At 50.0% G+C, this 17,201-nt stretch carries 9 protein-coding genes; 6 read left to right on the plus strand and 3 right to left on the minus strand.

Annotated features, from left to right (window positions below; genetic code table 11):
• The first annotated feature begins 26 nt into the window (after positions 1-26).
• From QZN53_RS08065 to QZN53_RS08090, 6 genes are all read left to right on the plus strand, one after another.
• Positions 27-4,445: a cadherin repeat domain-containing protein gene (locus QZN53_RS08065; RefSeq protein WP_163438510.1), complete on the plus strand. Its 4,419-nt coding sequence runs from the start codon at positions 27-29 to the stop codon at positions 4,443-4,445.
• A gap of 112 nt (positions 4,446-4,557) precedes the next feature.
• A complete protein-coding gene (locus tag QZN53_RS08070) occupies positions 4,558-8,010 on the plus strand; it encodes an MFS transporter (protein ID WP_163438511.1) in 3,453 nt (1,150 codons plus the stop codon).
• 9 nt (positions 8,011-8,019) lie between these two features.
• The gene (locus tag QZN53_RS08075; RefSeq protein WP_073317374.1) at positions 8,020-8,349 is read left to right on the plus strand and encodes a translation initiation factor; all 330 of its coding nucleotides are present in this window, start codon (positions 8,020-8,022) and stop codon (positions 8,347-8,349) included.
• A 146-nt stretch (positions 8,350-8,495) separates the two neighbouring features.
• Complete coding sequence (locus tag QZN53_RS08080) at positions 8,496-10,082, plus strand: FecR domain-containing protein (RefSeq protein ID WP_163438512.1); 1,587 nt, start codon at positions 8,496-8,498, stop codon at positions 10,080-10,082.
• Entirely contained in the window at positions 10,082-13,195 is a 3,114-nt protein-coding gene (locus QZN53_RS08085; protein WP_163438513.1) for a right-handed parallel beta-helix repeat-containing protein, read from the plus strand. Before QZN53_RS08080 ends, QZN53_RS08085 begins: the two co-directional genes overlap by 1 nt.
• Before the next feature lie 172 nt (positions 13,196-13,367).
• Entirely contained in the window at positions 13,368-15,134 is a 1,767-nt protein-coding gene (locus tag QZN53_RS08090; protein WP_163438514.1) for a glycoside hydrolase family 9 protein, read from the plus strand.
• Between the two features lie 38 nt (positions 15,135-15,172).
• Here the strand turns inward: QZN53_RS08090 and QZN53_RS08095 are convergent, their stop codons facing one another.
• The 3 genes from QZN53_RS08095 to tsaB are packed head-to-tail and all read right to left on the minus strand — an operon-like array spanning position 15,173 to position 17,200.
• The gene (locus QZN53_RS08095; RefSeq protein WP_163438515.1) at positions 15,173-16,099 is read right to left on the minus strand and encodes an ElyC/SanA/YdcF family protein; all 927 of its coding nucleotides are present in this window, start codon (positions 16,097-16,099) and stop codon (positions 15,173-15,175) included.
• Positions 16,092-16,535 (minus strand): ribosomal protein S18-alanine N-acetyltransferase, encoded by a 444-nt coding sequence (rimI, locus tag QZN53_RS08100; protein WP_163438516.1) that lies wholly within the window; start codon positions 16,533-16,535, stop codon positions 16,092-16,094. Before rimI ends, QZN53_RS08095 begins: the two co-directional genes overlap by 8 nt.
• A gap of 29 nt (positions 16,536-16,564) precedes the next feature.
• Complete coding sequence (gene tsaB / locus QZN53_RS08105) at positions 16,565-17,200, minus strand: tRNA (adenosine(37)-N6)-threonylcarbamoyltransferase complex dimerization subunit type 1 TsaB (protein ID WP_163438517.1); 636 nt, start codon at positions 17,198-17,200, stop codon at positions 16,565-16,567.
• Position 17,201: the final 1 nt, after the last annotated feature.

Raw genomic sequence — 17,201 nt, forward strand, 5'->3', positions numbered from 1 at the left:
CGGGACATTGCGTAGGCGATTCCTGTGTGCCGAATCCTCCCGATACACTCTGTGTAGCATTCTGCGATGATCCTCCTCCGAGCACCGGCGATACGACTAAGATTTTGACGCTGTCTGTCAAGGAAAATTCGCCGACCAACTATGTTGTGTTCGACTACTGGGTTGTTGACGAAGACGTGGGAGTCAACCATAAGGATACGCTTGTTGCAACCATGAAGGACAGAAGCAATTCTGGCGCCGATTCCCTCTTCAAGATTGGAATGAAGAAGGTGAACGGCGAATGGAGAATGATTCTCTCCGTGAAGGATGGTTCTAAACTCGATTACGAAAAGGTCAAGGATACCCATCACTTGACGGTTTACGTGAAGGATCCTGATGATAAAACCGCCTCCATGGGCGATTCGCTTCGCCGTATCGTTAAGATCGTCGACGTGAACGAAGCTCCGACTATTACGGGTGTTACTGATTTCAATAAGGATATCAAGGAGACTGACAAGGCTAAATTCACCTTCTATCCTAAAGAAAACATGAAGAATGACGAAGCAATCGGTATTGTGATTGCTACAGACCCGGATACTATTAATAAGAATGAATTCGCTCGCTTGGAATACTCTGTTGTTGATCCGAATGGCGATATTCCATTTGCTATGAAGGATTCCTTGCTTGTTGTTAAGGATTCTTCTAAGATGGATTATGAATCGTCCAAGACTGAATATAAGTTCGATGTTCAGGTCGACAACTGCGAATGGGAAAAGAGCGGAAGCAAATATGTCAAGACAGACAGATGCCTTGATCCTGTTATTAAAACAGTAACTGTCAAGATTCAGAACGTCAATGAACCGCCGATCATTGTGATTGACGGCCCGGATGATCCGGATGGCGAAGACGATTCCAACAAGAACTGCATCGCCTTCTGTGATACCACCAGCCGTGGCGTTACGCCGACTGATACTTTGACCGTGGGTGTCAAGGAAAATCCGGAAAATCCGAATGGTACTAGGAAGATTGTTACTCCGACGGGTACGGTCTTGTTCCAGTACCATGTGGTTGATGAAGATACCGGCCATGTTGCTGGTGCAAAGGTTACGTGGTTCGATGTCGGTTCGACTATCCCGAGCGTAAGCACGAAGGGCTCTGACCTGTTTAAGATCGATTATAAGAATTCTGTGATTACTGTAACCGTCAACGATGAAAAACTCCTCGATTACGAAGCTCTCAGAAATGCAAGCTCTCGTAACGATCCGGATCCGGAATACACGATGGGTATTGTCGTGACTGACCCGAAGGGCATGGCCGATACGCTCTATCGTACCATTCGCGTGACGGACGAAAACGAAAAGCCTCTGTTCGACGTATGGCCTCTCGTTATTACTGAAAACGGCAAGGTGCCTGATACTCTTGGTCACGTGGAACACCCGAGCGATATAGACTCCTTGTCTAGGAATTCGGAGCTGTTTGATAACTATCCCAAGATGACTGGTGGCAATATTGATTTGTTTGATATTGTGCAGGATCCCAGCGATCTTATGAGAATCTTGCTTGTCACAGATAGCATTTTAGATTGTGAAAATGGTAAATATATCTGTGGACAGGATTCCGCATATTGGGTTATCTTGACATACGGTGACACAACTTTGAATACAGTTTATACTGATAAACGTGTTCCTGTCAAGTTGATTGATTTGAATGAAGAACCTGAAATCTTGACTGATACGCTTGGCGTCGATGAAAATTCTCCGAAGGGTACCGTTATCGATTCCATCAAGTGGTTTGATATTGACCGCTTCGATTCCGTGATGACCTTCAAGATTGCGAAGGATCCGACCGGCTGCTTCGAAATCAACAGCCATACCGGTGTCGTGAGCGTCAAGAGAGAAAAGTGCCCCGGTCTTGACTACGAAAAGAATCCGACGGTTAAGATTGATGTCGCTATCACTGACCTGGTGGATGTTCCGGACAGCTTGTACGACGATAACTGCAAGTGTCAGTTGATCTCTGCCAAGAATGGTCCGATTACCACCACGAAGACGATTGTGGTCAACATCCACGATGTTAACGAACCGCCTTCTATTTCGGATAAGACGATTGCCGTTCCGGAATCTACTACGGTTTGGACTGTTATCGATACGGTGAAGGCTACCGACCCGGATAAGAAGAAGGAATTCACCGACCTGACTTACACGATTGTGGACGGCGATTCCGCTGTGTTCATGATTGACCCGAAGAAGGGCATTGTGATCCTGAAGGATACTTTGGATTACGAATCCAAGAAGGAATACGTAATCTATGTTCAGGTGGATGACGGCGAGTTCTACGATACCGCAAAGATCAAGATCAACGTGACGAACGTGATCGAACAGTCCGAAGTGATTATCACCAAGTACGAAAATCCGGATACGCTTTGGAACTACCCGGATACGGTATATACGAACAAGAAGGATGGCGTGATTACCTGGCGTCAGGATGGCGAAATCGTGTCGGCTGATACGACGCTCAAGAAGGGTAAGAATGTCATCGTGATTACCTATAAGGACCCGTCTAAGGACTTGCCGGGTAAGGATACCGTGGTCATCATGTACAACGACGAAATTCCGCTCGTTGAAGTGACCGCGAACCCGACTCACGTCAAGGCCGAAAACGTGTTCACGATTGTTGAAAATACGGGCTCTGCCGATACCAACATTTATGTGAACAAGGAACGCGATTCCGTTTACGTCCACGTGAAGGATCCGGCTAACAAGCGCGATACTTCGTTCGCACTCGAAGTGAACCTTGAACCGGTGAAGGTGTCTGACGCAACGCTCAAGAAGATTAATTCGATTGCGGACAGCAAGATTATGCTCGACGAAACTCCGTCTGGTGGCGTAACCCGTACCGCTGTCAACAGTGATTCCGAAAAGCGCTCTTACGTGCAGCTTGTCGGTAGCGATACTGTGACCGTGTCTTACATGGTTACACTTGATGGCGAACCGATCAAGGTGCCGGTAATCAACTCCAAGGGCAAGGAAGAATCAGTTGAAGTCATTACGGTGACCTACAAGACCATGGTCGGCGACCAGGAAGTTGAAGTCTCTTACATCGCTGACGCCATGACTGGTGAAATCTATGCCAAGGGTCCGAACGGCGAACTCATGGTCCAGGGTGCTTCTTCGAAGAGCTCCAAGTCCGGCAAGGGCAAGGATTCCGAAAAGAACTCCAACGTGAGCGAAGGCATCTTCTCTGTGACGACGGTGAAGATCGACCAGCTGGGCAGCCCGATGGTTGTGTCTTACGCAATCGACGAGAAGGGTAACATGGTCAAGAACGCCGAAGGCGACATTGGCTACGCTGTGACCTACTCTTACAAGAACATCTATGGCAACATTGCAACCGAATCCGTGTTCATTGTGCTTGACCAGACTGTTCCGACTGTCGAAATCCTATCTCCGGTGATGTACTCCGTCGTTCGTTCGAACTTCGTAGACGTCAAGTGGACTGTGAACGGTATCGAACAGGATTCTCTGGTAATCCAGGGTCTTGAAAAGGGACCGAATATCATCGTGCGCTTCTACCGCGACAAGGCGGGTAACACTGCCTCTGATACGGTGTCTGTCATGATGAAGGATTCCAAGAGCGTCGCTATCGCTGTGGAACAGCCTGTCACCGAAATCGACAAGGATAAGGTCGAAGAATACTATTCTGTGAACCCGCCGAAGAAGGGCCAGACCTTCGCTGTAAGCGTCAAGAACCCCTCTACGGGCAAGGAAGTTGAAACCATGATCGGTGGCCATGTCAAGAACAAGGAAGGCAGTGGTGAAGAACCGTATCCGGGAATGGAAGAAGGTCACTTGGGCCCGACTCTCGCCTTGGATATCAAGCTGCCGGTGATTGTTCCGAAGGAAGGCTATGGTACCGTGAGCGGCTTGGCCACCTTGGATGACCTCGTTGTGTCTGACGGCATGATCCCGCTCGAAGGTGTGGACGCTGACAACGCAACCAAGATTTCTGTCGAAGAATACGTTGAAAAGTTCTGCGAAGACGGAGTCAAGGTCCCGAGCGATATCAGTCAGTTCAACCTGTATGATTCCAGGCTGCACGCCAAGATTTGGGTGTACACCTCTCTGGGTGGCTTCGTGGATTACTTCAACTTCAAGCAGGATTTGAACGACCCGAGCTTTACGGATGAAGCTGGCGTGCTCAAACTGTACTTTGAACAGAAACCGGACAAGCACGGCTTTGTGAAGGCTGATAACGGCAAGCAGTACGCTACCGGCGCCTACGTCTACAAGGTCGAAGCCACGATTCGTTCGAAGCTCCGTTGTACGCTCCCGTCTGCTGATTTCGATGCCAAGCTGTACAAGGAAACTGGCGATGGCTTTGGACGTTCCGCAAAGCGCAAGGGTGACGTCATCAAGAATAAGGACGAACTCTTGAAGTCCTTCGGTTATCGCCGTCCGCAGAATTAATTCTTAAAAAAAATTAACCTGTTGAAATAAATAGACCCCGGCCTAGCCGGGGTTTTCTGTTTTTTACATACAAAAAGTGTATCTTTTACCCCATAAATCCAAGGAATTAGAAATGGAAAAACATCAAGGTTCTTTCGCTTTTTACGGGGTCGTTTTTTCACAGGTCGCTTCGACCACGGCTCTTATCGCCCTCTTGGAATTGGTGCTTAACCGTTTGCATTTGTTTGAATCGAGCGACAGTTCGTTTATAGTCCTGCACCTCTTGATTCTTTTGCCGTGCGTGCTGCTTGTAACGCCCGCCGGCTATTTCTCGGACAAGTATCCCAAGGAACGCGTGTTGCGCATTACGTCGCTGCTTATGATCCCGGCTGTGGGCGTGTTCGGTGTGGCAGCGTATATCGGAAGTATGACATTTGTGTTTGCGGCTGCGGCCCTTTTCTTTGTGCTGCAGGCCATTGCCTCGCCGGCAAAAAGCGGCTACCTCAAGGAACTGGTGGGCGTGCGCATGCTTGCAAATGGCGCCGGCCGCTTTACGATCGTTACCTTCGTAAGTTTGCTGTTGTCTGCTGCGGCGACCGCGGTGGCGTTTGAACAGATTGCTCCGCAGACGCTTGACTTTGCCCACTTGATGCAGGGCGTGCTCCCGATTATTGCGGGCATTGCCGTCGTGGAACTCCTTGGTACCGTGTTCGCATTTGCAATCCCCTCTATTGGCGCCTACGACGCCGAAATGAAGTTCCCCTGGAGCCGTTACTACAACTTTGCCTTTACACGCCGCAAGTTCAAGAAGGCCTGGAAGAACCGTGCGCTCCGCCAGTCGATTATTGGCCTTTCGATGTTCTGGGTCATGATTTTCTTGCTGTTGTTCATTGTGCAAGACATGTTCGGTTCGGGCTCGCTGTTTGATAAGGACTTGATGGCGAACTATGCGATTGTGGGGACGATTGTGGGCCTGGTGCTTGGTTCTTACTACGCCATGCGCATGTCCAAGGCCTTTATTGAAATGGGACTTATTCCGCTGGGTACGGCCGGTGCTGCCGCCTTGATTCTGATTATTCCGTTTATTCCGCGCCCCTATAATGCGATTGCGTTTGCCTTGCTCGGTTTCTGTGGCGGTTTGTATGCGCTTCCGATGTTTGCGATGCTCTTGTACAATACTAAGCCGCGTTCGGCTGGCCACGTGCTTTCGATTAGCAATGCGGTGCAGAACATTTGCATTATCGCTTTTGACGTGCTTTTGATGGTGGCGCTTAAGTACTTGAACTTTGGGCGCATGGACTTGTTCTTTATTTTGGGTATTTTCTGCTTGGCAGGTACGGTGTGGGCGCTTTGGGCCATGCCGCATACATTGCTCCGCCAGTTGTTGCGCTCGGCGCTTTCGATTCATTACAAGTTCTTGGTGTCGGGTGTGCAAAATATTCCGTGGGAAGGCCCGGTACTGTTGGTGGGTAACCATATTTCGTACATCGACTGGGCTCTGATCCAGATGGCAAGCCCGAGGCCCATGCGCTTTGTGATTACGCGCAGACCGTATGAAAAGTGGTATGTGCGCCTGCTGCTTTCGCAGATGAAGACGATCAACTTGGATATTTCGAACCCGGCTCCTGCGATGGAAAGTGCGCGCCGTGCGCTGTTGCGTGGTGAAGCTGTTGTGATGTTCCCCGAAAATGCAATGACTTCGACCGGTAACATGAACCGCTTTAGACTTGATTATTCGGCGGCTATTCGCGATGTGCCTAAGGTTAAGTTGTTGCCGTTCTATGTGCAGGGCCTGTGGGGTAGTTCGTATTCTATGGCCGACGCTGGCTTTAAGGACTTGGTGCATTCGGGCGGGCGTATTGTGACGGTTGCTTTTGGTAACGAGCTCCCGCTCGAAGCCGACCCGGTAACGATCAAGCGCGCCGTGCAGGAACTTTCTATTACCGCTTGGGAAACCTATATCCGCAAGCTCCGTCCGGTGGCCTCTGCCTGGATTCGTACGGCAAAGAAGGTGGGGAGTGGTCCTTCGGTGTATAGCCCCGACGGCAAGCACTTGTCGGCCCATACGCTTACGACTGCGGTTCTTTCTTTTGCCAAGGTTATTGATAAATTAACTATCGGCGAAAAGCAGGTGGGTGTGTTGATTCCGCCTTCGGGCCCGGGCATTATTGCCAACATGGCATGCCTTGTGCGCGGTAAGACGGTTTACAACCTGAACTACACCAATACGCCCGAAACCATGGACTATTGCTGTGGCGTTGCCGATGTCAAGAGCATTATTACCGCCAAGGTCTTTGTCGAAAAGCTGAAGCAGAAGGGCATTAACATGGACATTCTGCTTTCGAAGTACAAAGTATACTACATGGAAGACCTGAAGGAAATGATTCCGAAGAGTGCCTTGATTCTCAACTTCTTGAGAGTGCTCGTGTTGCCTGCTTGGTACTTGGAACTAAGATTCTTCAAGAAAGTGACGCTTGACGATGTGGCCACGGTTATCTTTAGTTCGGGCTCCGAAGGTAGGCCGAAGGGCGTGGAACTCACGCATTACAACTTGATGGGTAACATTAAACAGTGCGAAAGCGTGCTGAACCCTTGCCAAGACGACGTGTTCTTGGGTTCGCTCCCGCTGTTCCATGCGTTCGGTTTTTCGATTACGACCATGCTTTGCCTTGTTGAAGGTGTGCCGGTGGCCACCTGCCCTGATCCGACCGATGCAAAGCTTGTGTCGCGTATTTGTGCTCAGTTCAAGGTGTCATTCATGGTGGCGACGGGCACGTTCCTGCGCATGTGGGGTGTGAACCGCGCGGTACACCCGCTGATGTTTGCAAGCGTGCGCCGCATTTACGCCGGTGCCGAAAAGATTCGCGAAGATGTTCGCCAGCTTTACCGCACCAAATTCAAACTTGAAATCTTTGAAGGCTTCGGCTGTACCGAGACGACTCCTGTGGCTGCCGTGAATACCAAGGACACCTTGATGGATGATTACAAGACCGTGCTGGTGGGTAACAAGCCGGGTACTGTGGGCGCACCGCTGCCGGGTACGCAGTTCCGTATTGTAGACCCCGATACCATGGAAGAATTGCCCATTGGCGAAGATGGCTTGATTTTGATCGGTGGTGCCCAGATTATGAAGGGCTACCTCAAGAACCCCGAAAAGACCGCTCAGGCAATTGCGATTATCAATGGCCGCCGTTGGTACAAGACGGGCGACAAGGGCCACGTAGACGAAGACGGCTACCTCACCATTGTAGACCGCTATAGCCGTTTTGCAAAGCTCGGCGGTGAAATGGTGAGCTTGGGCTCGGTTGACTTCAAGATTTCGGAAACGACATTCTTTGAAGGCGTGGACCACTTTACGGTGGCCGTGCCCGATGGCTCCAAGGGCGAAAAGATTGCCCTGTTGTTTGCAGGCGATATTTCTGAAGACGAGGCCAAGGATAGGCTCAAGCAGGTGGGGCTTCCGCCGCTGATGCAGCCTTCTTACGTGCTTAAACTGGACGATTTGCCCAAATTGGGCTCCGGAAAGTGCGATTTCCAGACCGGTAAGAAGATTGCCATGGAAAGATTGGGCCTTAAAAACGACTAGAGGTTAGTAATGGGTATCGAAGAACGTTCTACATTGGTCTATTCAACCGCTTTAGGGGGCCGCGTCAAGCAAGAAAAGCCCAAAGCGGAGCGTCCGCAAGGCGATGGTGTGGTAAGAATCCAACTCAAGCGCCTTGGGGGCGGAAAAATGGCCAGTGTAGTGACTGGAGTGCCGCTCGATGAAGCCGAACTCAAGGAATTGGGCCGTGAACTCAAGCAAAAGTGCGGGGTAGGCGGCTCGGTCAAGGATTTTGTAATCGAAATTCAGGGCGATAAGCGGAATCTGCTAAAAACAGAACTAGAAAAGCGCGGATATACCGTAAAACTCGCTGGTGGCTAAAAAAAGCCGTTTTTGGGCTTGATTTATATCACCTTGTAAAAAAAAGTAATGCTTTTTGCGTAAAAAAAGAATATCTTTTTACTTGATATAGAAAGGGGCACATGATGGTCAGAGTTTCCATTTCAAGTAAAACATTTTTACGCTCAATGATGATTCTTGCCGTAATGCCGGCAATGGTATTTTCTGCGACTGCGGTCGGTAAAGTCCGTATGACTTTGGGCGAAGTAGACCGTTGGAAAGCTAAACAGAATGAATGGACTGCAATTAGGACTGGTGTCAAGATTTATCAGTCCGACAAGGTGCGTACGGGTGTCGAATCCGAAGTCGTGTTCGGACTTCCTGACGGTAGTTCCATTATGATTGGTGAAAACACCATCGTCGAAATGGAAAAGCTGTTTGAACCCAACGACGAAGGCGGTTTTGAAACCAAGATCGATGTTGAAAAGGGTTTCTTGAACTTTGCCGTCCACAAACTCAAAAACAAAAAATCCAAGTTTATCTTTAAGACCGGAACCGCAACTGCATCGATTCGCGGTACCGAAGGTTATATTGGTGGCGAAGGCGTATTCTTTGCTGGCCTTAAGACCGGTAAACTCGAAATTACCCCCGCAGGCTCCGACAAGCCGGTGTTTATTGGCGCAGGCGAAACCACGTTCGGAACCGATTCTCTGGTGGTCGTAAAGCTCGCGTCTTCGGGCGAGGCCCGCTTTGCCAAGCGTTTGAGCAAGATTTTGGAAGACAAGTCTAAGTCGGTAAAGGACTTGCAGGCTGAATTGCAGAAGGCCGACTCTACCTTCCAGCAAGAACTTCGCGAAGAAGCCCAGAAGGCTGCCGCGACACTTCCGGCAAATGGTTTTGTCGTAAGCACGACTTCTCCGGTAGAAATCTGCGAAGGCGGTCTTTCGATTGAAGGTTCTTACCGTACCTCTGACGAAAATGCATCGCTGGTCTTGAAGGTGGGCAAGGGCTTTACCTCGAATAACTTGATTCGCGCTGCCGACGACAAGGCTCACACCTTCTCCGAAAAGATTGCCATTAGCGACGAAAACGGTCTTTGGACTGCCGACAAGGCAACTTTGGAATTCAAGGGCGCTGGCCTCACGAGTTCCAAGACGATTGACTTGCAGATCAATAAGGCATGCCCCGAAGTGAATACCAAGGCTCCGACCGCGTCGATTTCTTCTTACGATTCCTTGCACTGCGTTGCAAACGTGTCGGTGGGCGACATGAAGAACGATGCTGCCGTGATGGCTATTGAATCGGATGGTAGCCAGATTTCGGAAGAAGCGATTACCAAGAATGCCCAGAAGAGAATTAAACTCCAGAAGGGTCGCCATGAATACGTAGTCCGTGTCGAAGACCAGGCCGCCAACAAGGTCGAAGTCACAAAGACCATGGGCTGCTACCCCAACAAGCGATTCACTATCGATGTCTTTGGAGAGCCTCACGAAATCTTGAAGGTTCCGCCTCCGCCGCAAGATATTCCGGACCACATTTCGCAAACGCTCCAGTTTAGAATCCGGATACCTGAAAACGATCCTGAGTACTTGAACAAGGTGACAGTCCGCTTTAACGGAAAGATTATCTTGCAGGAGTCGTTGACACAGATTCATACTTTGGATTACCAAATTCCGGTCATGGTTTCGCGAGGTGCGAAAAATCATGTAGATATCGAAGTCGTCCACAAGAGTGGTTACACGGCTAAAGCTAAGAAGGATTACGAGGTGCGTTGATGAAGCTAAGGGTTTGGACTTCAACCGCAATAATTATGGTAGCACTCCATGTGAGTGCTTTTGCCGTTGAAGGGGGAGCGCTCGAAAAGAGCACCATAGGCGGTACACTTACCGGATTTTTAAAGAAAGAAAACTCACCGTACTTGGTGAATGAAACTATTGTCGTGCCCGAGGGGAAAGCGCTTGTCGTTGAAGCGGGTACGGCGCTTTATTTTAAAGAAGGAACGGGGCTTGATGTTCGTGGTGGCTCGCTTGCCATTATGGGAGAAAAGGGCAACGCAGTGACCATGACTTCTGCCGATGATGGCAAGTTGTGGAATGGTATTTCGGTCACGGGTGCCAAGCGCTCTGAAATTCAGGGGACAAGTATCGAAAATGCCGTGTTCGGCATTGCTGTTGAAAGCGGTTCGCTCGATGTGCGCGACGGCGTTATTTCGCATGCAGACCGTGCGGGCGTGTTTGTGCGCAACGGTTCTGTGGCCCTGCAGTGGACTCGAGTTGAAGACTGCGTGAATGCCGGTGTGTGGGCTACGCACAGTGCCGCAATCGATATCGATGCGTCTACACTTTCAGGTAACCATGTGGCTCTTGTCGCTGGCGAAAATTCGACTGTGAATTTGATGCGTACGCAAATCGATGCGAACGAAGTGGGTGTTGTTGACTTGGGCGACAACGAACTTACGCAAAGAAACTCTACGGTTGAGAACAACGAGATTGCCTTTGTTGCCAACGATATCCCGCCGCAAGATGTTCGCCCGGCTTTGGCAGACAATGCAAAGCTGTTCTCGAGAAACATCGGTGAATACAAGAAGTCCCTTGGCGAAGAACCGGTGAACCCGTATGCCGACGGCACCAAGTATGTTGGCGCCATGAAGGGTTCCCAGGATTCTGCATGGAGCATTTCGGGTAACGTTGGGATTGAGCTGGGTTACCACAAGGTGTTGACCCGCCACAATTCTTCGGGCGAAAATTACGTTTCGCAAGAAGATACGGTTAAGCCTGGCGAACGTTACATCAACTATTTCCAGGTTCCGGGTTTCTTTACGAACTGGAATGCAAACCTGTTGATGAAATCGCCGACTGGAGCCACGTTTGAAGTGGTGGCCGATATTTCGAGCGATGAGTGGGACAATTTTAAGGTTTACCAATTCCAGGCTAGCTATACCGACGAAATGCAACGTTTGGTGTTGGGTGATTTCTATGCTAACGGTGGCGAACTTTATTTGGCCGGACTCCATGCCTTTGGCGCAAGCTACGATATCAATTTGTTCAAGAATTCGGCGAATGACCCGATGTTCATGGGCTCGGTGTTTGTTGGCGAAGAGAATGCTCCCAAGATTGTGGGTAATCGCAATTATGATGTTTACAAGGACTATGTGGACGACGGCGAAGCCGAGGCCCAGAGGATTGTGGGCGGCGCTAAAGTCCGCTGGAATATGCACCGCCGCTTTAACGGAACCTTGGGTTTTGTGTCTAGCGAGGATTACTTGCATGATCCGTTCTTGAGAGATGGCATGGATCCGAATACGAATACCGCGAAACCGGTGGTGTCTTCGAGAAACTTGTTCGCCGATGGTAACTGGCTTTTTTATCCAGGCGATATCAAGTTGAACGGCCAGATTGCTGTGGGTGGTGCAGACACGTTGAATGCGGCCAAGATGCGTGCCGTGAACCAGGTGTTTGCAGAAGAAGGTCTTGATCCGTCCAACTTTGCGCTGCTCAATAGGCTCATGAGCAATGTGAACGATGTGAATTCGCTCAGCAGGGAACGACTGGAACAGATTTTTGGCGAAAACTCGATGAAGACTCCTTCTGAAATGCGTCAAGAATTGAAGCGAGTCTTGAACAGGGCGAAGGATGTGGCAAAGACTATCCATAGCGATGACGTTGCTCCGACGAGCGGTGAATTCTGGGGTCATGAGCATTGGGCTTTTGCTGGATCTTACCAGTGGTCTAATCCGCGTACTTTTGTCGAAGGCTTCTTCAGGTATGTCGGTAGCGAATACTACAGCGCCGGTTCCGAAGATTTACTGCAGAATACTCGTATGATTGGCGGTAACTTGAAACACAAGATTTACGACTTCTGGAACTTGGGCTTTGGCTATACCATGAATGTCGAAAACGCTGCCGGTGAAGGTAACGATTATAATCTGTTCGGAATGGGTGAAGGTACGCAGTGGGGACTTCCGGGCGCACACACCAACTGGCTCAGAGAGCATGAACAGGACCCTGTGAGAACGCTCTACATTCATGACGGTTACTTGAAGAACGATTTCAAGTTGAACGACAAGATGGGACTTACGTTCAAGTACGCCTTCAACTACAGAACGCGTAGTACACCGCAGCGCCTGTACGCTAACTATTCTGGCACTTCGGGCATTTATGACGATCCGTGGTTCGAAGAAATCAAGGGCCGTGCAACGATGAAGGTTTTCAACGGTGTAGACACCATCAAGATCGACTCTGCTCGCTGGGCTGATTACTATGCCTTGGCCGACGAACCTTATTTGGCCACCCAGTTTACCGAAAAGCTGATGAAGCATACCTTGGAATTGGGCTGGTCTTGCAAGTTGCCGGACAACGTGCTGAAAATCGGTGGCGTGTTGGTGGTGTTTACGGACATGTCGGAATTTGAACAGGACCGTCTGCTTTCGAGATTCCAGCTCAAGAACGAAACCTACGGCATTCTCGGCTATTACCTGCATGGCAGCGACTACTTGGAACAGCGCTATCCGATCTCTTTGACGACAACGCTCGAAGGCATGCGTAATACGGTTGCCTTGACTCCCAGATACAAGATCTACAACCGCAACGACATGAGTGAATTTGAATGGAACTTGATGGACAATCTGGAAATGGAACTCAAGCCGAATTTCTTGGATTTGACGCTGTCGGGTAATCTTCGTCAGAACTTCTTGAGCTACGAAATCGAAAATCAGGATTACGACGAAATGGAGTTTGACCTTGACGCCTCGGCAAAGCTGCGCATTCACCATTCTCCGGCTCTGTATTCTGACTGGACCGTGGGGACGGTTCTTAACTACCGCCCGGACAGCAAGGCCGACCAATATAAAGATTTCTATATAATTGCGGCCTTGAATTACGAGTTTTAGCTAACCCAAACAAAAAATTACGCTTTTTTTAGCGATTTTTTCGAACTATAGCAAAGAATTTGCTATAGTTCTTTTTATTAGGGATGATTTGGAAAATGCTCGGTTGCAGCGGTAAACAGATTTGTATACAGGGGTACTAGGGAATAGTATTATGAATAACTATTCTTGTCATATGAAGATTCCTGTTCGCTACAACCATGTCGGCTATGCTCCCGACGCGGCAAAGATTTTCTTTGTGAATCCGCAGGAGTTTAAATCGGCCCATGAAGGCCCTGATTCCTATAAATTCCGTGTTGTAAGACGCCTCCATTGTGACAATATGTCAACCATGTGGGAAGGTTCTCTGGTAGAGGGGTCTTTTGAACATCATGGTGTTTGCGAATATACTGGAGAAACCCTTTGGTCAGGTGATTTCTCGGGTGTTTCTCAAACGGGAATCTTTTTTATCCAGATTTTGAAGAAAGGTGTCGCCGAAAAAGATGCCTTGGTCTTTGAAACCGAAACTTTTGAAATTTCGACGGAATGGCTTTACCGTCAGTTGCTTGCGAATATCAAGTCTTTTTATTACCAGCGCAGCGGTGTTGAATTGACTTCTGATTTTGCGGGCAAGTGGGCAAGGCCTGCGGCTCACCTGGACGATTGCATTGGGTTTCATCCGAGTATGAATCGCGAAGGAACTTGGAATGCCCACGGTGGTTGGTACGATGCCGGTGACTACGGCAAGTACATTGTGAATGGCGGCGTGTCTGTTGCGACTTTGTTGCTTGCTTGCGAATTGACTGCGGATTCCGTGAGTGATAACCGCGCCTACAAGGCCATCAATGCGTCAGAACCGATTGTTGGTCCCGATGGCCACAAGATGTACAGCTTGATGGACGAAGTCCGTTTTGAACTGGAATTTTTCTTGCGCATGCAGGATACCGATGGCGGCGTGTTCTTTAAGGTGACGCCGGAACGTTGGGACGGCTTTGTTTCGCCTAAAGATTCGGACTCGTTGCAAAAGCGCATGATTCTTGGAAAGTCGACGACCTCGACGCTGAATTTTGCGGGGTCGCTGGCTGCAGCTTCGCGCGTGTATCGCAAACGCGATACGGCGTTCGCAGAACGCTGCCTGCAAGCCGCGGTAAAGGCCTACAATTGGGCGGTGTCGCGCCCGTTCGAAGACTGGCCGCATAATACCGAAGGCAGCGGCGGTTACGGCGACGATCATGCCGAAGACGAATTTTTCTGGGCCCGCGCTATGCTTTACCGCGAATTGCAGGCCCGCGGCGAAGCTGTGGAAGGCCTTACTGCCGAAAGCCTGCGTCCGTTGCTCTTGAAAGACATGAAGGTGATTCCGCCTAAGTCTTGCTTGGACTGGCGCGATACGCAGAATTTTGGATGGATTGCGCTTGCCTTGCAAGATAAGGACGAAGAATTCCGCCTCTTTGCCCGCACGACTCTTGCTATGACCGCCCGCGAAATCATTGATTTGCAGAGAACCGATGCTTACGGCATTCCTGTCCGCCGGTTCATTTGGGGCAGTAATGGCGATATTGCAAACCATGCTCTGACGCTTGCCATTGTAAAGCGCTGGGCTCCTAGCTTGGGCGGAATGTCGCTTGATTTCTGGTGCCGCGAACTGGTGAATTTCATTTACGGACGTAATCCTGTAGACGTCAGCTTTGTGACGGGGTCTGCATGGAGTTCGCCGAAAGAACCGCATCATCGCTTGAGTCATTCCGATGGCGTGGATGAACCGATTCCGGGACTTTTGGTGGGTGGCATCAATAGCGACCGCCAGGATATGCACCGTACGCCGAATGTGGTGCCGCATTATCCGGGTGAAGCTTCGGGCTATTCGTATACAGATGAACGCTGCTCGTTCGCTAGTAACGAAACGGCCATTAACTGGAATGCGCCGCTTACAGCAGTGCTTGCTTTGCTTTGCACCGATTAATGGCTCAACTCCGATTGAATCGGATCGTCTAGCCTGTTTTACTTTTTGCTAGAATCTTTTTTATCGGATTCTTTTTTGTCAGAATCCTTTTTGTCGCTGTCTTTTTTCTCGGCTTCTTTCTTATCGGGTTTGCTGGATTCTTTTTTGGTAGAGTCCTTGACGACCGTGTCTTTTGCGACGGTATCTTTAGGGAGTTCCACCGGTTCTTCCAGTTTTTCCTTGACCTTCGGAAGCAGCGACTGTAAATCGACTATGGGATTCTTTTCTGCTTCGTATTCCTTGGCCGAAACAATGGGCTTGTAGTAGAAGGAATCGGCGTCGGAGAGATTGCCTGCCGGAAGTAAGTCAAAATAAGAGGCGGCGAGCGAAAGCCAGTTGCGGAGCCATTCCTTGCGGGATTCACGGTTAGAATACCAAGCGTCTGCGTTATACTGGTAGTGGTGAATATCTACGGTCAGGTAAACCGGAGCCTCGCCAGAAAGTACATTGAAAATGCGCTTGACGCGGTGTGTTGCGGCGGCCCCTGTAATCAGCAGCACTGTGTCGGCGTTGTGTTTCTTGAGCCAGGGGATAATGGTGTAGGCTTCGCCGATAGTCGAAGGATCGTCGTGTCTTGCGATAAAGACGGAGTTGCTGTCGAAGTTGCCGAGACGCATAAAGTCTTCGAGATAGAATTCGGCATTGCTGCGGTTGCGAAGAATGCGACGACCGAGAATGAGCACGGAGTCTACCTTTCCGCTGGCCATGAGTTCTGCGGCAAGGTCAATGCGTTCCATGTCGGCAGATTGTCCGTCTAAAACCACGGCCCACTTTACATGTTCGAATTCATCGTCGTCAACAAGCCAGTGACCGCTTCGCGTCATGACCATGTAGAAGACTATAATCAAGAAAATGAAAGCGGCTGCGACAGCGCTTAGGATGATTTTCTTTTTCTGAATTTCTTTTTTGGTGGGTAGCTTAGCCAATTTGAGCTCCTTCGGTGCGGTAAAGTGCCGCGTTTTCGCCGTCGGCGTAATATTTCTTTCGAATTCCGAACAAATTAAATCCGTGCTTTTCGTAGAAGTTGCGGGCCTTGATGTTGTTCTCGCGGACTTCTAGAAAACAGCAGTCGGACTTGTCTAAATCGAGTTGTGAAAGCCCTGCGTGCAAAAGCTGCGTGCCGATTCCCTTGCGCTGAGCGTTGTTGCTTACCGCAATCGAAAGCAGTTCGGAATCCGCGCCCAACAAGTGGAATACGGCGTAGCCTTCGATGGCGCCTTCGCTTTCGTAGACGACGGCGTAGGTGTAGGGCGCCTTGATTTCTTGTTCGTATTGTCGCTCGTTCCAGTCTTGAAACGCAAGTTCGGCCTGAATCCTCAGTACGGCAGGAATGTCGGCGGAATTCATTTTGCGAATGGACATAGCGCAGTTCCTAGAGGCTTCGGGCAAACTCAGTGCAATTTTTCAAAGTACGACGGTTGAATGTAGTTTGCTTCTTGCATCAAGCTCGGGGTGACCGAATCGAAGAGCTTTGCCCAATCGCTTAGCGGGCGGCCTTTGTCGAGAACCGTTGTAGCACCGATTTCTTTGAATACGGCGGGCAATGCTTCGTCGGCGAGGGCGGCCTCGTCTACAACGACGGTCTTTACCGGATTTGCCTTGAGGGCGTCGACCACTTGGGCGGTTTCGATAAAGCTTTCGTTGTTGGCAAGACGCAGGTACCAGTAGCCTTTGCGGGCGCGGATGACGACGGCTGCATTTTCGGGCGCGTCGGCAAAGCAGGCGAGGGCTTGCAGGGTAGATACGCCGTAGAGTTTGCGCTTGCCGCTAAAGCTTAAGCCTTCGCAAAAGGCGACTCCCGTGCGCAGTCCGCTGAAAGAGCCCGGGCCGAGCGTCACCATGACTCGCGTGACTTGGTCAAGCGAGGCGCCGGCCTTTTCAAGCAGGGCGTCGAGCATGGCAGATGCGGTTTCACCGCGCGCCGCCTCGTCAATAGATTCAAAGTAACGGGGGTCGGCGGCGCCCGATTCAAGGAGCGCCATCGAGATTCCCTTGCGCGAAGTATCTACGAATAAATCGAAGGTCATG

Origin of the sequence: uncultured Fibrobacter sp., from assembly GCF_900316465.1 — a bacterium.
In the GTDB taxonomy this organism is placed as follows: domain Bacteria; phylum Fibrobacterota; class Fibrobacteria; order Fibrobacterales; family Fibrobacteraceae; genus Fibrobacter.